We start from the raw sequence: 22,869 nt of genomic DNA, 5'->3' as shown, positions 1-22,869 counted from the left end.
ATGAAGCAGCTGAAGGTCGAGGGGGCGTGGGTCCACGAGCCGCGGATATTCGCGGACCACCGGGGGTCCTTCCACGAGTGGTTCGCGGGCACCGGGTTCCGGCGGGCCGTCGGCCGGGACCTCGGCCTCGCACAGGCGAACTGCTCCGTCTCCGCGCCGGGTGTCCTGCGCGGGATCCACTACGCCGATGTGCCGCCGGGCCAGGCCAAGTACGTGACCTGTGTACGCGGGGCGGTCCTCGACGTCGTGGCGGACATCCGCACGGGCTCGCCCACGTTCGGCCGGTGGGAAGCGGTGCGGCTCGACGACGAGTGTCACCGCTGCGTCTACCTCTCGGAGGGACTCGGTCACGCGTTCCTCGCCCTGGCCGCCGAGAGCACCGTCGTCTACCTCTGTTCCGAGGGATACACGCCTCACGCCGAGCACGGTGTCCACCCCCTCGACGCCACCCTGGGCATCGACTGGCCCGTCGACCGGCCCCCGGTGCTGTCCGAGAAGGACGCCGCCGCGCCCACCCTGGCCGAGGCCGCACGCAGCGGACTGCTGCCCTCCTACGAAGCCTGCCGCGCCTTGTCCTCGGCGTCCCGCAACGACGGGAACGCGTCCTCCAGCGCGTGACGCCAGTGCCGCGGCGGGCCCAGTCCGGCCGCCGCCCAGCGGGCATGGCCGAGGACGCTGTAGGCCGGCCGGGCGAGCCCGGTACTGCGGCAGGCGTGTATCCGCGCCGGATCCGCGCCCAGCAGCCGGAAGACCTCGCGCGCCAGTCGGTTCCAGGTCGCCTCCCCGCCGGAGGTCGCGTGGTAGACACCGGGCGGCGCGGTTCCCGCCAGGGCCGAACCCCCCAGAAGGATCAGCCGGTCGGCGACGTCGCCGGTCCAGGTGGGCTGCCCCCGCTGGTCGTCGACGACCTGGAGCACGTCCTGGACCTCTGCCAGGCGGATCACGGTACGGACGAAGTTGCGGCCGCCGGCCCCGTACAGCCACGCGGTGCGCACCACATGACCGGTCTCGGGAAGTGTCTCCAGCACGGCCCGTTCCCCGGCGAGTTTGGTCCGCCCGTAGGCGGTGCGCGGCCCCGGGGAATCCGTCTCCTCGTACGGACGCGCGCTATCGCCGGGGAACACGTAGTCGGTCGAGACGTGCAGCAGGAGCGTGCCACGCAGCCGGCAGGCCGCGGCCAGGCGGGCGGGACCGTGGCCGTTCACGGCGAGGGCCCGCGCCTCATGGGATTCGGCCCCCTCCACGTCGGTCCAGGCGGCGCAGTTGACCACGACCGCCGGGCGGTGCCGTTCGAGCGTCTCGCGCACGTCCCGGCCGTCGGTGATGTCCAGCCGCCGGTGGTCCGCCGCGAGGACGCCGATCCCGCGGGCCGTGAGCCGGGAGACGAGTTCCCGGCCCAGCATGCCGTCGGCTCCGGTGACCAGCCAGTCGCCCGTCATGCGGCCTGCCTCCCGGCCTCCGGCACCAGCGGTTCCCACCACGGACGATGGGTCCGGTACCAGTCCACGGTCTCCGCGACTCCCGCGGCGAGTTCCTTCCGCGGTACGTAGCCCAGCTCGTCGCGGATCTTCGAGAAGTCGACCGAGTAGCGGCGGTCGTGGCCCTTGCGGTCCTCGACGTAGGTCACCATGTCCCAGTCGGCGCCGCACTCGTCCAGCAGCAGCCCGGTCAGCTCGCGGTTGGACAGTTCGTTGTCGCCGCCGATGTTGTAGATCTCGCCGGGCCTGCCGCCCGTACGGACGAGTTCGATGCCCCTGACGTGATCGTCGATGTGGACCCAGTCGCGGACGTTGAGGCCGTCGCCGTAGAGAGGCACGGGCTGTCCGTCCAGGAGCCGGGTGACGAAGAGCGGGATGACCTTCTCGGGGAACTGGTGGTGCCCGTAGTTGTTCGAGCACCGGGTGACCCGCACGTCGAGTCCGTGCGTGCGGTGGTAGGCCAGCGCGATCAGGTCGGAGGCCGCCTTGGACGCGGCGTAGGGCGAATTGGGGAGCAGCGGGTCGGTCTCCGGCCAGGAACCCTCGGGGATCGATCCGTAGACCTCGTCGGAGGAGATGTGCACGAAGGTGCCCAGCCCGTGGCGCAGCGCCGCGTCCAGGAGCGTCTGGGTGCCCAGCACGTTCGTACGGACGAACGCGTCCGCGCCCAGGATGGACCGGTCGACATGGGACTCCGCGGCGAAGTGCACGATCTGGTCGTGGTCGGAGACGAGCCTGCCGACGAGTTCCGGGTCGCAGATGTCGCCCCGGACGAAGGCGAAGCCGTCCGAGTCCCGGATCTCGTCCAGGTTGGCGGGGTTTCCGGCGTAGGTGAGTTTGTCGAGCACGGTGACCGCCACGTCCGGCGGGCCGTCCGGGCCCAGCAGGGTACGCGCGTAGTGGGAGCCGATGAAGCCGGCTCCGCCGGTGACCAGGATGCGGGTGGTGGTCATGTCGGGATCTGCACCTTGCTGTGGTCGCCGAGCACCAGCCGGTGCACGGAGGGGGTGCGGGGGGCCGGCGTCACTTCGACGTTGTGGCCGATGAGCGAGACCTCGATGCGACGCATCCCGACGATGGACGCCCGGTGCAGGACGATGGAGTACTCGATCTCGCTCCCCTCGACGCGGCAGTCCTCCGCGATCGAGGTGAAGGGGCCGATGTAGGAGTCGGTGATGACCGTTCCGGCGCCGATGACGGCCGGGCCGACGATGCGGCTGGTGAAGACCTTGGCGCCGTCCTCGATCCTGACCCGGCCGATGATCTCGCTCGCCTCGTCGACGCTCCCGTCGATCCGCGGTTCGATCGTCTCGAGGACCGACCGGTTCACCTCGAGCATGTCGGTGACGTTCCCGGTGTCCTTCCAGTAGCCGGAGATCGTCGTGGAGCGCACGTCGAGCCCGCGGTCGAGCAGCCACTGGAGGGCGTCCGTGATCTCCAGCTCGCCGCGCCGGGACGGCCGGACGGAACGCACGGCCTCGTGCACGCTCGGGGTGAAGAGGTAGACGCCGACCAGCGCGAGATCGCTCTTGGGCTCCTGGGGCTTCTCCTCCAGGCCCACCACCCGGCCCGTCGCGTCGAGTTCGGCGATTCCGAAGGCCGTGGGCTGTGACACATGGGTCAGCAGGATGCGGGCGTCCGGCCGTTCCCGGCGGAAGTCGTCGACCACCCCGGAGATGCCCCCGACGATGAAGTTGTCGCCGAGGTACATCACGAAGTCGTCGTCGCCGAGGAAGTCCCGGGCGATGATCACGGCATGGGCGAGGCCGCGGGGAGCGTCCTGGGGCACGTAGGTCACCTCCAGTCCGAACGAGGAGCCGTCGCCGACCGCCTCGCGGATCTCGCGCTCGGTGTCCCCGACCACGATCCCGACCTCCGTGATGCCGGCGGATGCGATGGCCTCGAGGCCGTAGAACAGCACCGGTTTGTTGGCCACCGGCACCAGTTGCTTCGCCGAGGTGTGAGTGATCGGGCGGAGCCGGGTACCCGCTCCGCCGCACAGTACGAGTGCTTTCATGATGGCCGCCCCACTCGGGATTGCTCGGATGGTCGGACAGGTCGCCGGGGCTGCGCAAGGAACCACTCGACGGTGTGGCGCAGCCCTTCCTCCAAGGGCACCAGGGGGCGCCATCCGAGGCCTTCCCGCGCACGGGAGATGACGGGGCGCCGCCGGACGGGGTCGTCGACGGGCAGCGGGAGGAAACGCAGTCCGCTGTCCGATCCGGTGATCATGACCACCAGCTCCGCGAGTTCGCGTACGGTCCGCTCACCGGGGTTCCCCAGGTTGAAAGGACCCGGCCGATGTGAATCGATCATGGCCGTCAGACCGCGGACCATGTCGTCGACGTAGCAGAAGCTCCGTGTCTGGCTTCCGTCCCCGAAGAGGGTCAGGGGCTCGCCCGCGAGCGCCTGCCGGATGAAGCTGGAGACGACCCGGCCGTCGTACGAACGCATGCGGGGGCCGTAGGTGTTGAAGATGCGGACGATTCCCACGTCGACCGCCCGGGTGCGCCGGTACGCCATGGAGAGGGCCTCGGCGAAGCGTTTGGCCTCGTCGTAGACGCTGCGCGGCCCGACGGGATTGACGTGTCCCCAGTACTCCTCGTCCTGCGGGTGCACCGTGGGGTCGCCGTAGACCTCGCTGGTGGAGGCCAGGACGAATCGTGCCGAGTGACGGTCGGCGAGCCGCAGCATGTTCTCCGTCCCCCGACTGCCCGCGGCCAGTGTCTCCAGCGGAAGGCGCTGGTAGTCGACGGGCGACGCCGGGCTCGCGAGGTGCGCCACGGCGTCCACGTGCCCCGAGACCGTGAACGGTTCGGAGACGTCGCACGCTTCGAAGGCGAACCGGGGATCGTGCAGGAGCGGGGCGATGTTGACCGATCTGCCGGAGGAGAGGTTGTCCAGGGCGCAGACGCTGTCGCCTCTGCGCAGCAGGGCCTCGCACAGATGCGATCCCAGAAAGCCGCTCCCGCCGGACACGACGACACGCATGGGTCTGTCCTCCCGCCGGTCAGCCGGGCCCCGGGCGGCCCAGCGCGTGCAGGGACCAGCCCGCCGAGCGCCAGGACTCCGGGTCCAGGGTGTTCCGCGCGTCCACCAGAACCGGGGAACGCACCACCGTGGCGAGCGCGGAGGGGTCCAGATCCCGGTACTGGGGCCACTCGGTGAGGTGCAGGACGAGGTCGGCCCGCTCGCAGGCCTTGGCGACGTCCAGCGCGAACTGGAGTGCGGGGTAGGCCGCTCGGGCGTTGTCGATCGCCTCGGGGTCGTGCACCCGGACCTGTGCTCCCCGGCGCCGGACCGCGTCGGCGACCACGAGCGCCGGCGAGTCCCGGACGTCGTCGCTGCCTGGCTTGAAGGCGGCGCCCAGTACCGCGACGGCGCGGTCGGTGAAGGAGCCTCCCAGGAGGCGTTCCGCGAGGTCGACCGTGCGCAGGCGCTGCCGCGTGTTGATCTCGTCGACCTGACGGAGGAAGGCGACGGACCGTGCCAGACCGAGTTCCTCGGCCCGGGCGGTGAACGCCCTGATGTCCTTGGGCAGACAACTGCCGCCGAAGCCGAGTCCGGGGGCCAGGAAGCGGGGGCCGATACGGGAGTCGCGTCCCATCGCCTCGGCCAGGGTGAGCACATCGGCTCCGGTGGCCTCGCAGATCTCGGCCATGGCGTTGATGAAGGAGATCTTGGTCGCGAGGAAGGAGTTCGAGGCGACCTTGACCAGTTCCGCGGTGGCCGGGTCGGTGGCGAGGAACGGGGTGCCCGCCTCCAGGAGCGGTGCGTAGATCTCCCGTAGCCGTGCTTCGGCGTGCTCGGACCGGGCACCGACCACGATGCGTTCGGGGCACAGCGTGTCCTGGACCGCGCACCCCTCACGCAGGAACTCCGGGTTCCAGACCACTTCGGCCGACGGGGCGGTGGCGCGCAGCCGCGCCGCCAGGCGGTCGGCCGTGCCGACCGGGACGGTGGACTTGCCCACCACCAGGACCCGCTCGTACCCCGTGCCGGAAAGGCAGGGCGCGAGACCGTCGACGGCCGCCTCCACGTAACTCAGGTCGGCGGCGCCCGAATCGGGGTGTTGTGGCGTGCCGACGCAGACGAAGTGGGTGTCCGCGAACCGGGCGGCCTCGACCGGCGAGGTGGTGAAACGCAGTCGGCCCTTGTCCACGGCTCTCATGAGCATCTCGGACAGCCCGGGTTCGAAGAACGGGGGCGTACCGCGGGTCAGGGCGGCGATCCTGTCCGCGTCGATGTCGACGCCCAGGACGTCGTGTCCGATCTCCGCCATGCAGGCGGCGTGGACCGCGCCGACGTATCCGGTGCCGATGACTGTCAGGCGCATGTCGATCTCCGTGGTCGGCGCTTGGTCGGCTCGTGGCCGGGAGGCGTATGTCTGAACGTGGGGCGAGAGGATCAGGGACCGGAGGCGGCCCCCAGGTCGCGCCCTGGGACGGGAAGGCCCAGCAGGCCGCGATAACAGGCGTCGACAGCCCCGCACATGGCCTCCGGCGCGAACGTGGCGCGGACCCTGCGGGCACCCTGCCGACCCATCTCCGCGGCCTCCCGCGGATGGTCGAGGAGCCAGCCGACGGCGCGCGCGGCACCCTCCGGATCGGCCGGCACCACGAGCAGCCCCGTGGCACCGTGCTCCACCAGGTCGGGGACCCCGTTCACCGCCGTCGCGACGGCGGGCCGGGCGGAGGCGAGCGCCTCGGTGAGCGCGCGGCCCAGCCCCTCGTACAGGGAAGTGATCACGAAGACGTCCAGTCCGGCCACGAGCCGGTCGGCGTCGGGACGCTGACCGGTGAGTGTCACCTCGACGTCCAGGTCCGCGGCGAGCCGTCGCACCTCGTCCGCCAGCGGCCCGTCCCCGATCATGACGAACGCGGTGTCCGGATGCTCGACCCGGATCGCGGCCGCCATGCGGACGAAGCCGAGGGGGTCCTTCTGCGTGTCGATGCGACCGACCGTGCCGATGAGGGGCCTCTCCCGGGGAACACCGAGGACGGCGCGGGCCGCCGGGTCGAATCCTTCGGGGATCTCTTCCAACTGCACGGCGGACGGGATCACTTCGACGCGCCCCGGCGGTGCGAGTCCCTGCTCGACGGCTTCCTGCGCCACCCGCGGCGCGACGGCGAGGAAGCGGTGCGCCAGACGCCGTGTCACGCGCTCGAGGCCCCGGTACACCGTGCGCCTGGGACGGGACATGTACGGGTGGAAACTCAGGCCGTGGAAGGTGTGCACCACCACGGGTGTGCGGCACAGCCGTGCGGCGATCCTGCCGAGGAACCCGCCCTTCGCGGAGTGGGTGTGCACGACCGTGAACCGCTCGCGGCGGATGAGCCGCACCAGCCTCCACAGCACGACCAGGTCGGCGGGCGTCAACGTGTGCCGGAACCCGGGTACTTCGACGGTGTGTATCCCCGCGGCCCTCGCCGGTTCCCAGAGGTCGCCGCCGGGCACGCCGGCGACCCACACCTCGTAGCGGTCAGGGTCCATGCCCTCGGCCGCCAGCAGGGTGTTGCCCCCGGCGCCCGCCCAGAACCTGGTGATGACGTGCAGGACCTTGATCCGCGGCAGAACCGGTGCCGGGGGCAGTGCCCCGACGGGTGCCACCGGCGGCGGCGTCGCGGGCCAGGCCGCAGGCCTGCCGTCCCGCCCCGAGCCTGGGACGGCGGTTCCGTACAGCATCGACGATCACCACCAGAAAGGGACTATTCCGTATATTTACGCTGTATACGTACATCATCACCCCTGGGACGATCCAGGTCAATCCAGGGGCGGTCGAGCCCCTGGGGGCCGCCCCGCGAGGCCCCCGGGGCGGGGTCCCGAGATGCCGGGGCGGGCCGGACCCCGGATACTGGGCTCGCAGGAGGTCCCCCCTTCTCCCGGAGGCACGACCATGGTCCTGGCCGATCCGGCGGAGACCGAGCGGCTGCTGGTGTGTCCGCTGTGCCGGTCCGCTCTGACGCCGGCGCCCGGAGAACTGCGGTGCGGCACGCGCGACTGCCGCTGCCACGCCCCCCTCGCCCTCCCGACGGCCGGACGGTGGCCGGTGCTCGTGGACTTCGAGAGCAGCGTCGTGGACCGGGCGGAGGTGCTCCGCGCACCGGACGGCACCGGTCCGGCGGGAACGGGGACGGTCAGGGGCGCGGACGGGCTTCCGGCACCGCTGCGCCATGTCTTCAAGCCGCCCAACCGCGTCGCGGCGCGCAACATCGACCTGCTGCTGCGGAGCCTGCCGGGCCGTGCGCCACGCCTGCTCGTCGTCGGAGGGGCGACGGTCGGCAACGGCGTCGGCGCCGTCTACCGCGATCCGCGCGTCCAGGTGATCGGGTTCGACATCGTCGGCAGTCCGGTGACGCAGTTCATCGCCGACGCCCACCGGATTCCCCTTCCCCCGGCGAGCGTCGACGCGGTGCTCGCGCAGGCCGTCCTGGAGCACGTGCTCGACCCGGCAGCGGTCGTGGCGGAGATCCACCGGGTACTCAAGGCCGGCGGACTCGTGTACGCCGAGACGCCGTTCCTCCAACAGGTCCACGCCGGCGCCCACGACTTCACCCGCTTCACGGCGAGCGGCCACCGTTATCTCTTCCGGCGGTTCGAGGAGATCGACGCGGGACCGGTCGCCGGACCGGGCACCCAGATGCTGTGGAGCGCGGACCACCTGGTCCGCGGACTCACGCGCTCCGCGTCCGCGGGCCGCGCGGTACGCGGGATGGCCTTCTGGCTGCGGGGCCTCGACCGCCTCGTCCCGCCCGGGTTCGCGACCGACAGCGCCTCGGCCCTCTACTTCCTGGGCCGCAGGAGCGACCGGGAGACGACGGCCCGCGAGATCATCGCCTACTACCCCGGGGCTCAGACCTCGGCCTGACACCGGACCGGCACGTCAGCGTCGTCCCGCGACCGGCTCCTCCCGCGTGCCGGGCCGCCGGGACACCTCTTCGACCAGCACCATCGCGGCGAGTCCGGTACGGAGGTCCGTGGCGGGCCGATAACCGAAGGCGTTTCGCGCCACGGTGATGTCGGCCGCCGTGCGGCGGGCGTCCCCGGGCCTCGCGCGCCCCGGCGTCACTCGCACCGGAGCGGCCAACCGCCCCACCAGGGCGATGGCCTGATTCATCGTCACCTCACAGCCGCCGCCGAGGTTCGCCACCCCGCTCCACGGGGAGAGGGCAGCCTCGCGCATCCCGCGTACGACGTCCCCGACATAGGTGAAGTCCCGGCTCTGTCCGCCGTCCCCGTACATCGGGAAGGACCGGTGCGCGCAGGCGGCCGCGACGAGCCGGGAGAAGGCCATGTCGGGCCGCTGCCGCGGGCCGTACACGCTGAACAGCCTCAGGGACACCGCCGGAACGCCGAACACGGTGCGATAGGTCTCGCACAACTGCTCCGCGGCGAGCTTGGTGACACCGTACGGGGACACGGGCCGGGGGCGCACCGTCTCCCGGGTCGGATACGCCTCCGCGTCCCCGTACACCGAGGAGCTGGACGCGAAGACCAGCCGCCGCAGCCCGGTGTCCCGTGCCGCCTCGAGCACACGCTGGGTGGCGAGGACGTTGCGTTCGAGGTAGACGTCGAACTCGGCGCCCCAGGAACCGCGGACGCCCGGCTGGCCCGCGAGGTGATAGACGGCGTCCGCGGTGGCGAACAGCGGTGCCAGCCGGAGATCCAGCAGGTCGCCCCGCCGGAAGGAGAACCGGTCGTGCCCGAGGAGCCCGGCAAGATGGCGACGCTTGAGCGCGGGCTCGTAGAAGTCCGTCATGGCGTCGACGCCGATGACCTCGTCCCCGCGGGACACGAGGTGTTCGCACAGGTGCGAACCGATGAATCCGGCCGCGCCGGTCACCACGGCACGCATCAGGGACCGCCTCCTTCGGGCCTCCGGGATCCGCTCCCGGTCCGGCCGTGGCGCCCGGGCCCGTCCCCTATGGAGGCGAGCACGTAGCGCAGGGTCTGGAGCGTGAGGCGCAGGACCCTCGGCACCGTGGCACGGCGGAGGAACTCCGCGTCCAGCTCGGTGCGTCGGGCGACCAGCACCCTCAGGTAGTACTCCTCGGGATCGGCACGGCCCTCCAACTGCCCGGCGTACTCGCGGGAGCGGAGCTGGCACGGCCCGGTGAGACCGGGACGGTACCGGAACACCCACCGGCACTCCGGCGGGTAGCGCTCGGCGAGGTGCGGAACCTCGGGCCGGGGGCCCGCCAGGGTCATGTCCCCGCGCAACACGTTCCACAACTGCGGGAGTTCGTCGAGGCTGAGGCGACGCAGCACCCGCCCCAGGCCCGTCACCCTCCGGTCGGAGGTGCACGTGACCTCGGGGCCCGCGCCGCCCTGCCGCATGCTCCGGAACTTGAGGAGGGTGAACTCGCGCCCGCCGGCTCCCACCCGGGACTGGCGGAAGAGAACCGGCGCGCCGCTGGTGACCCTGACGAGCAGCGCCACCGACGCCAGCAACGGCAGCAGCAGGACGAGCAGCGTCAGGGCGAAGGCGATGTCGAGGATCCGACGCGTGGGCTTCAGCCGTTCCGCGCCCATGGGGCGCAGCGTCTCTGGGTGATGCGCGTCGATCGTGTCCATGGGGTCCCCTTGCTCGATCCCTGCTCCGGTCCGCCCCGGACGATCCGTGCCTCCGCCGCGGTTCCGCGTTCCCACCCCCACGTGGATACTGTACGTTTACATCGTAAATTAGGACAATTCCAGATTGCCCCCTCCGTCCGACGACGTCAAGGCCGATCGGGAGCCGCCCCGCTCACGCTCCCGGCCGGACGCCGGCCGTCGTTCCCGGCCGCTTCGCGCGCGCCCCGCCTGCCGCCGCCACCCAGCCAGCGCAGGTACCGCCAGTGCACGGCGAGGGTGGCGCGGATGTCCGGGCGCTGTCCGCGCAGCACCGCCGCCGCCAGTCGCGCGACCGGTTCCAGGGACAGGCTCAGGACCGTGAGCAGCCACGCCTCGGCCCTCGTCCAGTGCAGGAACGCGTAGCGGGTGCGACTGCACAGCATCAAATAGTGGCGCCAGACACCGAGTTGGGAGGAACTCACCTCTTCGGCGTGATAGACCCGCGCCTGGTGCACATGGCAGGAGGGCCGCCCCGCCCGCCGGGCCCGCAGGGCGAAGTCGACCTCTTCGAGGTAGAGGAAATAGCGCTCGTCGAAACCGTGCAGATCGTCGAACAGGGTTCGGCGTACCAGGAAGCAGGCACCGATCACCTGGTCCACGGGGCCCGAGTGCGGCAACTCCCCCGGCGCCAGATGGTGCGACGGAAACAGCGTGGGCGCCAACCGGTCGAGTCCGGTCGTCTTTCCGATGTAGATACGCAGACTGGGAAACCGCGAGCACGAGATCCGCGGACGGCCGTCCTCGTCCACCATGAGCGCCCCGAAGATCCCGTACCCCTCGGCAGCGGGAGTCCGCAGGAACTCACCGAGGACGCGCAGGGCGTCGGCGTACAGCTCCGTGTCGGGGTTGAGGAAGAGCACGAAGCCGGAATCGCAGAGCGCGGCGCCCTGGTTGCAGGCCGACGCGAAGCCGACGTTGCGGCTGTTGCGCACCACTTCCAAGGGGACTCCGGGCGTGGCGAGACCCTGGAGCGATCCGTCGGTGGAGGCGTTGTCGACGACGACGACCCGGGCCACCCGCAGGGCGGACCGGTCCGCCCTGACGATCGAGCGCAGACACGCCCGCAGGTGCCGGCCGGCGTTCCAGTTCACGATCACGATGTCGACGGCGGGCACGGTCCGCGTTCCCGGCGCCGCTGTTCCGGACGTCATGACGGCCCCACCCCTAGTTCCATCGCCGCCGCCCATCGGGGCAGCCAGGCGTCGTACGAGTAGCTGCGCGCGGTGATCTCCCGCGCGGTCCGCCCGAGTCGCTCCCGAGTGGCCGTCGAGGCGCCGACGAGACCGAGGATCGCGTCGGTCCAGTCGCTCTGGGAGCACGCCCCCGGCATGCCGAATCCGGCCAGGAGTTCGGCGTTGACGCCCGACGGACTGGCCACCGCCGGCAGGCCGGCGGCGGCGTACTGCAGGAGTTTGTAGCCGCACTTGCCGATGTCGTAGGGGGTTCGGGAGAGCGGCATCAGCCCTACGTCCATGGCGGCCAGGGCCGTTCGCTGCGTGGCCGGGCTCCAGGCGATCCGGTCCACCATGGACTCGAGGGCGCCGAGGGCCGGTTCGGTCGTGCCGACGAGCGTCAGCCGCGCGCCGGTGCGCCGGTGCACCTCCATGAGCGCGGGGGCGATCAACCTCAGGCACGCCTCGTTGTGGGGTGAGCCGATCCAGCCCAGCCGGGGCGGGTCGTGCACCGCGTACGCGTCCTTGCGGGTGTAGTCCTCCAGGGCCACGCAGCTCGGGATCACCACCACGTCGCGATGCCGCCGGGAAGCCCACTCCGCGAGGACGGCGTTGCCCGCGATGACCCGGTCCGCGTGGCGGACGGCCACCCGTATCTTGCCCGCCTTGGGCGCGAGCCGACGGGCCAGACCCCCCTCCCCCCGGTCCCACTGAAGGGCGTCGTCGAAGTCGTACACGCCGAACTCGGCGCTCGCCAGCAGTCGCCGCTCCCACCAGCCGCGGCTGAGCGGCGACGCCTCCCGGTGCAGGAGAAGCCGTCGCGGCCTGGCGCTCGCGAGGGCGGCCAGGCGGAGTTCGGCCCGGACCAGCGAGACCGGGTGGCGGGCGAGACGGGACGGGGCCGCGTCGGGGAGCGAGAGATAGCTGCCGACGGCGAAGTCCACGCCGACGCGGTCCAGCCACTGGAAGACACGGACCCGGGAGCTGCCGGCCCCCCGGCCGTAGGGGGTCACCGCACAGCGCTCCAGCCGATCCGGACGTCGATCCATGGTTCCGCGTACCTCGCCGTATGCTGATACCGTATGTTTACAACGTAAATCCAGGTGAATCCCACTATTGCTCCCTCAGTCCGACAACGTCAAGCGCGGCTCCCGGGCCCGCACGGAGGAGCCTTCATGGATCTCCACGACTACATCGACGTAGTACGCCAGAGGTGGCGGTTCGTCGTGACGTGTGTCCTGCTCGGACTGGCAGGGGCCGTCGCCGTGACGGTCCTGACGCCACGCACCTACACCGCGAACGCACAGCTCTTCGTCGCCACCAGTGACGCGGACAGCGCCGTCGCCTACCAGGGCGGCCTGTTCACCCAACAGCGCGTCAAGTCCTACACCCGCATCGTCACGAGCCCCGCGGTCCTGAACGGGGTCATCTCCGAGCTCCAGCTGCGGACGACACCCGAGGAGCTCGCGAAGAAGATCAGCGCGCAGGCTCCGCTCGACACGACCCTGGTCGACATCCGCGTCCAGGACGGGTCGGCCGCCCTGGCCCAGGACATCGCCGACGAGACGGCCACCCAGTTCACGAAGTACATCACCGCCGTCGAAGGGGCCCCGGCCGGATCCCCGCCCCTGGTCAAGGCCAGTGTCGTCGGCGGCTCCGAGCCGCCGTCCGCTCCGACGAGCCCCCGGCCCACGCTGAACATCGCCATCGGGGTGCTCGCCGGGCTGGTCGTGGGCATCGGCGGCGCGGTGATGCGTCAGTCCCTGGACACCACGCTCCGCTCGGGGCGTGACCTGCGGACCCATCTGGGCCTCGCCACGGTGGGCACGCTGCCGCCGCCCGACCCGAGCCGGCCGAACGCCAAACCGTCCGCCGGGACCACACCGCGGACGGAGGCGCTGAACCAGTTCCGCACGCGGCTGAGATTCGGTGCCGGAGGCAGCCTCCCCGGCTCGCTGCTGGTGACCAGCGCGCTGCCCGACGAGGGACGGACGCGGACCGCGATCGACCTGGCGACCTCGGTCGCCCGCACCGGCCAGAACGTGATCCTCCTGGAGGCGGATCTGCGCCGGCCCTGTCTGGCCGAGCGGCTCGGCCTGCGGGAGGGTCCCGGTCTCGTCGGTGTGCTCGGCGGGGGGACCGAACTCTACGACGCCCTGGAGAGCTGGGACGACGGGCGGATACGGGTGCTGCCGTGCGGCCCGGTCCCGGCGGATCCGAACACCCTCCTGTCCTCGCCGGAGATGACCCGGCTGATGGGCGCTCTGGAGGCCGACGGCGATCTCGTGGTGGTGGACAGCCCACCGCTGCTTCCGTTCGCCGACGGGGCCGCCCTGGCCTCCATGACGGGAGGCGCGCTCTTCGTCGTCCGGGCGGGGAGGACCCGCCGCGACGACGCCGTTCGCGCCCTCGACACCCTCTCGGCCGTCGACGCGCGGATCCTGGGCGCGGTCCTCACCGCGGCACCCTCCGACCGGCGCCCACGCCGGGAACCGGAGCGGCCGAACCGCACCCGGCAGCACAGCCACGCGCCCTCGACGGCACGGACGGTGGCACCCGGTGCGGGCCCGCACCACGACCGGACCGGGTGAGGCACCGGATGACGCAGCATCAGTCCGACATGGCACTCCTCATGGGGGTCCTGGCGCTGCTGTCCCTGATCCCCACGACGGTCGCGTTCCGGCGCGCCCGCGCCTTCGGGGACTGGGACCTCACGGCCACGATGGTCCTGTCCGTCGGCGTACTGGCGAACCTGCCCACCATCCTGTACGTGGTGCACATGGGCCGTCCGGAGCGGCTCGACTCGCTGGGCGACACCGTGATCGGTCTCCCCGACTGGGTGAACCGGATCGGGTCGGTGACCAACGGCCTCCTGCTCGCGGCGTGCCTCGCCTTCTTCCTGCACCGGCTGCTCCTCGCCCGGGCGCAGGTGCGCGTCGCACCGCTGATCGCCTTCGGGATCGCCCTGCTGCTCGCCTTCTCCGACGGCCTCCACGGACTGGAACTCCTCGCACCCCGCCAACTCGTCCTGCTCGCGGCCCTGCTGGCGGCTGCCGTGGCCCGTCCCGGACGCTCGGCGTTCCTCGGCGGGGCGGCCGCCGTCCTGTTCTCCACGGTGCTGGGCGGAATCGAGGCGCTGGTCGAGCCGGCCACCGTCCTGCGGGAGTGCCGGTCCGACAACCCCTGCGGCCTGCTCGGCATTCTCTACGCGGGCGTGTTCACCAACGAGAACATCTTCAGCCTGCTGCTGGTCGTCGGTATCCCGTTCGTCTGGCTGGGGCTGCGCGGGCCCGTCCGCGTCGTGCTGGCCTCCTACGTCGCCTTCGTGGCCGTCGCCAGCGGCAGCAGACTGGCGACCGCGACCGCCTTCGCCACCCTGGCCTTCCTGATCGTGCTGCACCCGCGTCTTCCGGACGAGGCGGGCACGTCGGACCGGACTGTCTCGACGGGGCGTGTGCTGCTCACCGCACCGGTTCTCGGTGTCGCCGCCGCGGTGGGCCTCATCGCGCCGTTCCACCACCCGGGCGCCGACACCCTCGGAGACCGGGCCGTCATCTGGGACACGGCCAGGAACGAGCTCCACGACGGCACCTGGTTCGGATTGGGCGGCAAGGCGTGGGCCGCGAAGTACCCCGCGGGCGAGATCCCCGCGGCCGTCTCACCGTCCCTGCACAACCAGTGGATCGACGTTCTGTACGCCGGAGGCTTCCTCGCCCTGGCCCTCTTCCTGCTCCTGCTCGTCGTCCTGCTCACGCGGGGCGGTTTCCCCGGCTACCCCGCAGCGGCGAGCGTGCTGCTGCCCGTCCTGCTGACCTCCGTCCTGGAACGCCCCTGGTCGTTCAGTATCAGCAATTCGCTGACGTTCGCCCTCGTCGCCGCCGTGCTCGTGCCTACGGCCGTGCGGCGAGCAGCCGCTCCAGGGGTTCCAGGGTCCGGTTCCAGTCCAGCCGCCGCGCCTGTTCGTACGCCTCGTCGCTCAACCGCTCCCACCTCGCCGGGTCGCTCGACTCACCGATGACGGAGGCGAACGACTCCTCGGTGTAGGGCACGGATCCGCGCAGCAGGTCCAGATGGCGCCGCCAGCCGGGGACGAGGACGGGAAGACCGTGCGCCAGGTAGTGCAGGTGCTTGGCCGAGAATCCCTCGCGGCGCAGCAGATCCCGGGTGCAGGTGATCAGCCCGAACTGGTACTGCCGCAGGACGTCGGAGGACGCGTAGCCGCGGTAGTCGAGACCGAGCGCGGGATCGGGCGGCGGCCCTCCGTACACGTGGATGCCCGGGAACCTCCGGCTCAGGCGCGCGAGCAACGGAAGGTCGATGAACCGTGAGCTGAGCGATCCGAGGTAGGCCACGCGGGGCGGCTCGGCGAACCGGGCCCGCTCCTTCGCGGGAGTGCATCCCCAGTTGAGCTGGACGAAGTTCCGTCCGCTGATTCCGTAGTGCTCGCGGGCGTAGCGCCCGTACGACTCCCAGGAGAAGGAGAGGTGCTCCATCTCGTCCAGGAAGCGCGTCTCCCACCGTCGGAACCGTGCGTGCTGACGGTTCGTGAGCCGGTGTTCGTAGAACACCTCGTCGGCCCAGGGGTTGGGGCAGTCGTACAGCGTGCCCGCCGAAGTGCCGGTGGTCAGCACGCCCGCGTCGAAGGGCGTCTCGCAGATGACGAGGTCGAAGTCGTCGAGCCGCAGCTCGTCCGCGAGGATCTCGCGCCGCAGCCGGTGATCGGCCCGCAGCACGTAGTACGACAGATGCCGCCGCCCGAACGTCCAGCGGCGGGTGAGCACCTTGGACGCCACGTCATTGGCGTACAGCGCCAGTTTCCTGGGCCGCACGGACCCCGGCAGCAGCCGGCCGACGGAACCCGGCTCGCTGGAGGCCCTGGCCAGGCAGTTGGTGTCGACGAGGTGCACGTCGTGGCCGCGACCGCGCAGGAACTCTTCGATCGCCCGCGGTTTGACGCTGTTGGCGAAGCCGTCCAACTGGGCGACGATCAGCACGCGCCGCGGCCTGGTCGGCCGTTCGGCCTCTCGCTCCACGGTGACCATCGTCATCTCCTCCTTGTTCATGGGGTTCATGCAAGTTCGTGGAATTCACCGAGGTGGAATTCACCGAGGTGGGATTCACCGAGGTGGGATTCACCGAGGTGGGATTCATGGAGTTCGAGGAACCTTCTCCTCCGGAAGCGCTCCGGCCGCGACTCCGGGGAGGATCAGGAACCAGGCGAGCGCGAGGCCGCCCAGGACGGTGAGGCCGGCGAGCACCAGCGGCAGGACGCCGTGCCACCCCAGCCGCAGGACGAGCAGGTTCCCCAGACAGGCCACCAGCGCGGCCGCCGAGGTGGCGGGCCACCAGCGGGCGGGCAGTCGCCGTTCACGCAGTCCCGCCAGCCGTCGGCACAGCACGACGAAGTACACCGAACCGGCCACGATGCCGATGGCGGTCGCCAGGACGACGCCCATGACGCCGAACAGCAGGACCAGCGGCACGGTGAGGGTGAGGTTCACCGCCGTCGAGAGCCAGGAGTAGCGCGTCTCGTAGCCGGGCAGGCCGATCGCGCGCACGAAGCAGGTCCGCATGCCGGTCAGGGCGACCTGGATCGAGTAGCCGGCCAGCAGCACGGCGGCGACGGCGCCGCTGAGGGCGAGTTCGGGGCCGAGCCACACCTGGACGGCGAGTCCCACGGACGCGGTGGTCACCACCCCGTAGGTGAGGACCGCCGGCAGCCAGCGCGCCTCGAGGACGTGGAACTCCCGCACCGTGCGCGCCAGTCCGCCGTGGGCGAAGACCTGGGTCATCCGGGTGAGGACGGGGGGAAAGGCGTACAGCGGGAGACTGCGCAGGCCCGTGGCCGCCTGATAGCCGGCGGCGTAGACGCCGACGTACCGCACGGGCAGCATCGCGGCGATCACCAGGGCGTCGATCTCTCCGTTGAGGAAGACGGTGAACCCGGACAGTTGCATGCGGACGGCGTAGCCGCCGAAGTCACGGCGTTCGGCGCGCGGAGGCAGCAGGGGCCGCCGGAAACGGATGAAGCGCGCCCCCACGCAGAGACCGGCGACCGTCATCAGGAGATATCTGCCGATCGTCAGCTGGGCCAGCAGGAGCAGGTCCTGTCCGCCGTCGATCAGGACGATCACCGAGACGGCGTACACGACGTTCGCGCCCACGCTGACGGCGGCCAGCGCGCGGAAGCGCGCGTTCGCCTGGAGCAAGGCGACGGCCGAGTTGGAGGCCAGGGCCAGGGTGAGCAACGGCCCCAGGACCAGGAGCAGTTGCTCCGCCTCCCCGTCCAGTCTGTCCGGTACGTTCACGGCGGAGGCGATCACGGGGGCGAGCAGCAGGCACAGGCCCGTGACCACCATGCCGAGGACGACGAAGACGGCCAGCGAGCCCGTCACCAGCCGTCCCGTGCTCTCCCGGTCTCCGTGGGCGCCGTGGTACGCGTGGAAGCGCGCGAGCGACGCGCCGACACCTCCGTCGAGCACGGTGAGCGTGGCGAGGAAGACCAGGATCAGCGACCAGACGCCGAAGCGGTCCAGACCCAGCCGGTGGATCAGGAAGGGGGTGAGACACAGATTGACGACCAGTGGTGCCGCCTGGGCGAGCGCGCTGTAGCCCATGCCCGACGACAGGCGCCGTGACGGTCCGTCCGCCCCTGTGGGCCCCGGACCCGCGTCGTCCGCCGACGCCTCGCCCGTCCCGTCCGGACCCTCGGTCACGGATGCCGCCGTGACGGGCCCGACGGGAGCGCGGCCTGCGTGGTGGCGGGGGCGCATGACCGTGCCTCACCGCCCGGCACCGGGCGGGTGTCCCGCCTCGACCGCGTGCCAACGGGCCCGCAGTCCGGCCTTGTCCAGGATCAGCGCGTACTGACCGCGGATCATCTGCGACCGGACGATCGGGGCCGTGCCGAACGAGGCGTCCGAGGCGTCCAGATGCCGCAGGCCCAGGACGAGGTTGCGCAGATCGCCGTTGGACATGGTGCTGTCGACGCTCACGGTGCGGGTGATCGCGTCCAGCGTGCGGTCGGTGGCGAACGGGTCCGTGAGGCGGACTCCGCCGCGCACCTGCGAGACCAGGCCGCGCAGGAACTGCTGCTGGCGTTTGATCCGGTCCAGTTCACCGCCCGGCAGACCGTGGCGCTGGCGGACGTACGCGAGCGCCTCGTCACCGTTCATGGTCTGGGTGCCGGCCGTGAAGTGCCGCCGCTGTTCGGGGTCGTAGGAGTCCTTGAGGACGGTCACGGGTACACCGCCGACCGCGTCGGTCAGGGACTTGAAACCGTGCCAGTCGATGACGCCGAAGTGGTCGACGCGGGTCCCGGTGAGCTGCTCCACCGTGCGGATGAGGAGCGGCGGGCCGCCCCAGGAGAAGGCGGCGTTGATCTTCGCGGAGCCGTGGCCCGGGATCGGCACCCAGCTGTCGCGAGGTATGGACAGGGTGTAGGCGGCGTGTCCGTCGGCGTCGAGGTGGACCAGCATGAGGGTGTCGCTCCGCTGCGCCCCCGGCTTCCAGAGGTCCGCCGTGGCGTCGCTGCCGGTCGTCGGACGTCGGGAACGGCTGTCGACACCGGCCAGCAGGAAGGTCGTTCCCGCGTCGGCCCCCTTCGTCCCGGGGGGACGCGACGCGGTCGGGAACGCGTGGGGGATGCGGGCCACCTGGTCGCCGTAGTGGTTGGTCCCCCACCAGACTCCACCGACGACGAGACCCAGCAGCCCGAGCACCGCGACGAGACCGCAGACCAGCACGGTGCGCAGGATCCGGTGCCGCGGCCGGGTGTCCGCCCCGGGGCTCGGCCTCGACGGCCACTGGGTCCACTCACGGTTCGCGGGCATCAGAAGTCGTCCGGGTAGGGATCGGCCATGACGGCGCACGCCTGCCGGTCCGACGCGACGGCCGGAAAGCCGGGGAAGAACCCCGCCAGGGCCCGGCGCACCGCGGCGGTGTCATTTCGTTCCGCTGCGGCGTACAGCGCGGTCAGTCCCGTGGTCAGCGCGGTTCGGCGTTCCCGCGGGGCGGAGGACGTCGCGGCGAGGATGCGCGGATGCGCGGTCCGTGTCCGGTTCTCCTGCATGGAGAACAACGTCTCGTTGAGCTTCTCGCCCGGCCGCAGGCCCGTGAAGCGGATGTCCACGTCCGGCACGTTCAGGGAGCGGGCGAATCTGCGGACCAGGTCCACGATGCGTACGGGACCGCTCATGTCCAGCACGAACACCTCGCCGCCCCTGGCCATGCGCGCCGCTTCCAGGACGAGCCCGACGGCCTCCTCGACGGTCATGAAGAACCGGGTCACGTCGGGATGGGTGACGGTCACGGGGGAACCGGATCCCAGCTGCTCGGCGACGACCGACAGCAGCGAGCCCCGGCTGCCCAGCACGTTGCCGAAGCGGACGGCGGTGAAGACGGCTCCGTCCGGGGCGCTTCGCTGGGCGTCGCGCACGATGAGTTCGGCCAGCCGCTTCGTCGCGCCGAGCACCGACACCGGATCGGCCGCCTTGTCCGTGGAGATCAGGACGAAGCGTTGGGTTCCGGCGTCGACCGCGGCCCGGACCAGGTTCTCGGTTCCCCGCACGTTCGACTTCACCCCCTCGCAGGGGTGCCGTTCGAGGAGGGGGAGGTGCTTGTGCGCGGCGGCGTGGAAGACGGTGTCGGGACGCAGTTCGCGGAAGATCTGGTCGATCCGGGGACGGTCACGGATGTCGGAGATCACGATGTCGTCGCTGAGCAGCGCGTCGCCGTACAGCTCCAGCTGGAGCCGGTGGAGGTTGGACTCGTCGTGATCGAGCAGGAAGAGGCGGCTGGGGCCGAAGGCGCGCACCTGATGGCACAGCTCGCTGCCGATCGAACCGCCGGCGCCGGTCACCAGGACCCGCCTGCCGGCGACCGTGGAGCGCGCCTCGGGACTCACCACGTGCATCTCGGTGCGCCCGATCAGCTGATGCACGTCCAGGGCTCGCATGTCGCTGCCCACCACGTCGCGGCGCAGGGCCGCGATGAACGAGGGGAGGTAGCGAACGCTCGCGCCCGCGGCCTCGGCCGCGCGGACCACCTGGCGGAAGCGGTCCCGGCCCAGGCCGGGGATGGCCACGACCACGGCTTCGATCCGGTGGGCGAGTACGGCCTCCCGGACCGTGTCCACCTCGCCCAGGACGGGCAGTTCACCGATGACGGCAGCGCGGCGTTTGGCCGGATCGTCGTCGAGGAAGCCGATGGGAGCGAGCCCGAACTGCGGGGTCCGGCCCAGATCGCGGGCCAGTGCCTGTCCGGCCTCCCCGGCTCCGATCACGAGGGTGCGCAGCCCGGTGGACCGTGGCGGCTCGGACCGATCGGCGGTGGGGGCGGGCGGGGGAGGAGCCGTCGGGTGCCGCTTCGGGGCGAACCGGGCCAGTTCCTCGCAGACCCGGTCCACGTCGCTGTCGGTGAGGTCGAGATGCAGGGGAAGGGACAGCAACTGGGGGAAGAGCGCGTCGGCTCCCGGCAGCCCGCCGGGCGGAATCGTCGTGGTGCTCCGGAAGTACGGCATGTGGTGCAGCGGGATGAAGTGGACGGATGTGCCGATGCCCCGCTCGGCGAGCAGTTCGATCAGCTCGTCCCGGCCCCTCCCGTACTCCTGCGTCACCCGCACGGCGTAGAGGTGGCAGGCGTGCCGCCCGGGGCCCGGGACGTGGAGGGGCTCGATGCCGGTGACGGCCTCCAGGGATGCCGCGTAACGCCTCGCGAGGGCGTGACGGTGGCGCTGCCAGGCGTCGAGGTGGCGGAGCTGGGCGCGTCCGACCGCTGCCTGTACGTCCGTCATGTTGGCCTTCAGGCCCGCTTCCTCGACGGTGTACCGCCAGTTGCCTCCGGGCAGGTTCCGCCGCCAGGCGTCGGCGGACATCCCGTGGAGCCTCGATCGCCGGATCCGCTCGGCGAACGCCGGGTCGTCCGTGGTCACCATGCCGCCGTCGCCGATGGGAAGGTTCTTGGTGGCGTAGAAGCTGAAGCAGGTCGCGCGCGACAGACTTCCCACGGGCTGTTCACCCACCAGGGTGCCCAGGGCGTGGGCGGCGTCCTCGATCACATGGGTCAGCGGGAGCCGCGCGGCCCGTGCCAGCTCGGTCACCTGCGCCGGGGCACCCGCGTAGTGCATGACCATCATGGCGTGGGGACATCCGCAGGCCCTCGCCGCTCGGGCGACGGTGTCCGGGTCCGGCATGGCGGTGCGCGGATCGACGTCGACCAGCACGGGCTGCAGGCCCGAGTGCAGAACGGCCTGCGCGGCTCCGCAGAACGTCACGGCCGGCAGCAGGACCTTCGCGCCGGGCGGCAGCCGCAGAGCGCGTAGTGACAGTTCCAGCGCCGCCGTGCAGGAGCTGACGGCGACCGCGTGGTCGGCGTCGACGTGCGCCGCGAACTCCTTCTCGAAGAGCTCCGTCTCGTGACCGGTGGTCACCCATCCCGAGGCGAGCACGCGCTGGGCCGCGCTCCGGGCCTCCGGGCTGATCCGGGTGACGGCGAAGGGAACGTCCGGCTCCGCCGCGGGCCGCCGGTCGGCGCCCCTGAGCGACACCCCGTTCGGGGCGATCCGGGCGGTCTCCCCCGGTTCCTTGCGGGGCCGCGTCCGATCAACTGTCATGTTCCGCTCCCCGGTACCGACTCCGTTGGGGAAGAATGGCGACGCCACCCTGGTCCGAATGGCGTATATTTACGCTGTATACATACACCTTGCCCCCATAGGTGCATAGAGTCAACGCGAGCAGAACGCGAAGCGGGCGGGCCGTCTGGAGGCAGGGCATGAGCAAGGAGCACGCACGGGGCAAGGACGGTGAGCCCACCGCGGCGCCGGCCCGGCGCGCGAGCGACCGGGGCCACTACGGCCGGCTGAGCCGGGAGCGGGTCCTCGCCGCCGCCCTGGACCTGGTCGACCAGGAGGGCCTGTCCGCGCTGAGCATGCGCCGGCTCGGCGCCCGGCTCGGTGTCGAGGCCATGGCGCTCTACCGGTACGCGGACGGCAAGGACGCGCTGCTGGACGGGCTGGTGGAGGCCCTCTACCTCGAACTGGAGGAGCGCCTGTCCGCCGGTCCAGGCCCGGACCCGGGGTCCGGGGACGCCGGGCCGGCCGCGTGGCGCGCTCAGCTGCACCGGATCGCGCGCGCCACGTACGAGGTCTGCCTGGCCCACCCTCAGGTCGTGCCCCTGCTGTCCACCCGCATGCTCGCGGTGCCGCTCGCCCGGCGGCCCCTCGCCGTGCTCAAGGAACACGAACGGGTGCTCGTCCTGCTCCAGGACGGCGGGCTCGACCGCGTCCGCTCCGCGGCCGTGTTCCGTGCCTTCACCGGCTGGGTCCTCGGTTATGTCTCCGTGGAACTGCGCGCCATGGTGGACAACCCCGAGGAGGCGGACCCCGCCTTCCGTCTGGGACTGCACCGGATGCCGCCCCAGGAGCTGCCCAGGCTCCGCGAGACCGCCGCCGCCCTCGCCGACCGGGGCGGACCGGACGGCCTGGCCGCCGGACTGGACGCCCTGCTGGACCGCTTCGCACGGCCCTAGGCCCTGTCGTCACCTTCCCGCCTGCCCCGCGGGCGATGACGGGAAGGTGACGACAGGGCCTGGACGAGCAGTCTCGAATG

18 protein-coding genes are annotated in these 22,869 nt (G+C 71.5%); 5 read left to right on the top strand and 13 right to left on the bottom strand.

Features of this window, described 5'->3' with window-relative positions:
* Complete coding sequence (gene rfbC / locus ACFYW7_RS27495) at positions 1–618, top strand: dTDP-4-dehydrorhamnose 3,5-epimerase (protein ID WP_389506997.1); 618 nt, start codon at positions 1–3, stop codon at positions 616–618.
* Here rfbC and rfbD read toward each other — a convergent pair.
* From rfbD to ACFYW7_RS27465, 6 genes are all read right to left on the bottom strand, one after another.
* Positions 552–1,439 carry a dTDP-4-dehydrorhamnose reductase gene (gene rfbD / locus ACFYW7_RS27490; RefSeq protein WP_389506995.1) on the bottom strand — a complete coding sequence of 296 codons (888 nt, stop codon included), beginning with the start codon at positions 1,437–1,439 and terminating at the stop codon, positions 552–554. The genes rfbC and rfbD overlap by 67 nt on opposite strands.
* On the bottom strand, positions 1,436–2,431 hold the full coding sequence (gene rfbB / locus ACFYW7_RS27485) for a dTDP-glucose 4,6-dehydratase (protein WP_389506993.1): 996 nt from the start codon (positions 2,429–2,431) through the stop codon (positions 1,436–1,438). The genes rfbD and rfbB overlap by 4 nt, the downstream gene beginning before the upstream one ends.
* Complete coding sequence (locus tag ACFYW7_RS27480) at positions 2,428–3,495, bottom strand: glucose-1-phosphate thymidylyltransferase (RefSeq protein WP_389506991.1); 1,068 nt, start codon at positions 3,493–3,495, stop codon at positions 2,428–2,430. Before ACFYW7_RS27480 ends, rfbB begins: the two co-directional genes overlap by 4 nt.
* Positions 3,492–4,469: a UDP-glucuronic acid decarboxylase family protein gene (locus tag ACFYW7_RS27475; protein ID WP_389506989.1), complete on the bottom strand. Its 978-nt coding sequence runs from the start codon at positions 4,467–4,469 to the stop codon at positions 3,492–3,494. The genes ACFYW7_RS27480 and ACFYW7_RS27475 overlap by 4 nt, the downstream gene beginning before the upstream one ends.
* A gap of 19 nt (positions 4,470–4,488) precedes the next feature.
* Positions 4,489–5,814 (bottom strand): UDP-glucose dehydrogenase family protein, encoded by a 1,326-nt coding sequence (locus ACFYW7_RS27470; protein WP_389506987.1) that lies wholly within the window; start codon positions 5,812–5,814, stop codon positions 4,489–4,491.
* Between the two features lie 71 nt (positions 5,815–5,885).
* Positions 5,886–7,163 carry a glycosyltransferase family 4 protein gene (locus ACFYW7_RS27465; RefSeq protein ID WP_389506985.1) on the bottom strand — a complete coding sequence of 426 codons (1,278 nt, stop codon included), beginning with the start codon at positions 7,161–7,163 and terminating at the stop codon, positions 5,886–5,888.
* Between the two features lie 211 nt (positions 7,164–7,374).
* Here ACFYW7_RS27465 and ACFYW7_RS27460 point away from each other — a divergent pair, with 211 nt between their 5' ends.
* Positions 7,375–8,346: a class I SAM-dependent methyltransferase gene (locus tag ACFYW7_RS27460; RefSeq protein WP_389506983.1), complete on the top strand. Its 972-nt coding sequence runs from the start codon at positions 7,375–7,377 to the stop codon at positions 8,344–8,346.
* A gap of 15 nt (positions 8,347–8,361) precedes the next feature.
* Here the strand turns inward: ACFYW7_RS27460 and ACFYW7_RS27455 are convergent, their stop codons facing one another.
* The 4 genes from ACFYW7_RS27455 to ACFYW7_RS27440 form a co-directional block, all read right to left on the bottom strand.
* Entirely contained in the window at positions 8,362–9,333 is a 972-nt protein-coding gene (locus ACFYW7_RS27455) for an NAD-dependent epimerase/dehydratase family protein (protein ID WP_389506981.1), read from the bottom strand.
* Positions 9,333–10,052, bottom strand: a complete 720-nt coding sequence (locus ACFYW7_RS27450; protein WP_389506979.1) for a sugar transferase — start codon at positions 10,050–10,052, stop codon at positions 9,333–9,335. The genes ACFYW7_RS27455 and ACFYW7_RS27450 overlap by 1 nt, the downstream gene beginning before the upstream one ends.
* Positions 10,053–10,198: 146 nt before the next feature.
* Positions 10,199–11,242: a glycosyltransferase family 2 protein gene (locus ACFYW7_RS27445; RefSeq protein ID WP_389506976.1), complete on the bottom strand. Its 1,044-nt coding sequence runs from the start codon at positions 11,240–11,242 to the stop codon at positions 10,199–10,201.
* Positions 11,239–12,312 (bottom strand): glycosyltransferase, encoded by a 1,074-nt coding sequence (locus tag ACFYW7_RS27440; protein ID WP_389506974.1) that lies wholly within the window; start codon positions 12,310–12,312, stop codon positions 11,239–11,241. Before ACFYW7_RS27440 ends, ACFYW7_RS27445 begins: the two co-directional genes overlap by 4 nt.
* Positions 12,313–12,438: 126 nt before the next feature.
* Between ACFYW7_RS27440 and ACFYW7_RS27435 the strand changes: the two genes are divergently transcribed.
* Together ACFYW7_RS27435 and ACFYW7_RS27430 are read left to right on the top strand one after the other, a co-directional pair.
* On the top strand, positions 12,439–13,854 hold the full coding sequence (locus tag ACFYW7_RS27435) for a Wzz/FepE/Etk N-terminal domain-containing protein (RefSeq protein WP_389506973.1): 1,416 nt from the start codon (positions 12,439–12,441) through the stop codon (positions 13,852–13,854).
* An 8-nt stretch (positions 13,855–13,862) separates the two neighbouring features.
* A complete protein-coding gene (locus ACFYW7_RS27430) occupies positions 13,863–15,281 on the top strand; it encodes an O-antigen ligase family protein (protein ID WP_389506971.1) in 1,419 nt (472 codons plus the stop codon).
* Positions 15,282–16,410: 1,129 nt separating this feature from the next.
* Here the strand turns inward: ACFYW7_RS27430 and ACFYW7_RS27425 are convergent.
* From ACFYW7_RS27425 to ACFYW7_RS27415, 3 genes are all read right to left on the bottom strand, one after another.
* Entirely contained in the window at positions 16,411–17,979 is a 1,569-nt protein-coding gene (locus tag ACFYW7_RS27425; protein WP_389506969.1) for a lipopolysaccharide biosynthesis protein, read from the bottom strand.
* A 66-nt stretch (positions 17,980–18,045) separates the two neighbouring features.
* On the bottom strand, positions 18,046–19,095 hold the full coding sequence (locus ACFYW7_RS27420; protein WP_389506967.1) for an LCP family protein: 1,050 nt from the start codon (positions 19,093–19,095) through the stop codon (positions 18,046–18,048).
* The gene (locus ACFYW7_RS27415; protein WP_389506965.1) at positions 19,095–21,875 is read right to left on the bottom strand and encodes a DegT/DnrJ/EryC1/StrS family aminotransferase; all 2,781 of its coding nucleotides are present in this window, start codon (positions 21,873–21,875) and stop codon (positions 19,095–19,097) included. Before ACFYW7_RS27415 ends, ACFYW7_RS27420 begins: the two co-directional genes overlap by 1 nt.
* Positions 21,876–22,033: 158 nt before the next feature.
* On the opposite strand from ACFYW7_RS27415, the gene ACFYW7_RS27410 reads away from it, so the two are divergent.
* A complete protein-coding gene (locus ACFYW7_RS27410; RefSeq protein WP_389506963.1) occupies positions 22,034–22,789 on the top strand; it encodes a TetR/AcrR family transcriptional regulator in 756 nt (251 codons plus the stop codon).
* The last annotated feature ends 80 nt before the right edge of the window (positions 22,790–22,869 follow it).

This window comes from Streptomyces sp. NPDC002580 (assembly GCF_042889485.1).
Classification (GTDB): domain Bacteria; phylum Actinomycetota; class Actinomycetes; order Streptomycetales; family Streptomycetaceae; genus Streptomyces.
This window is presented reverse-complemented; position numbering and strand designations above follow the sequence as displayed.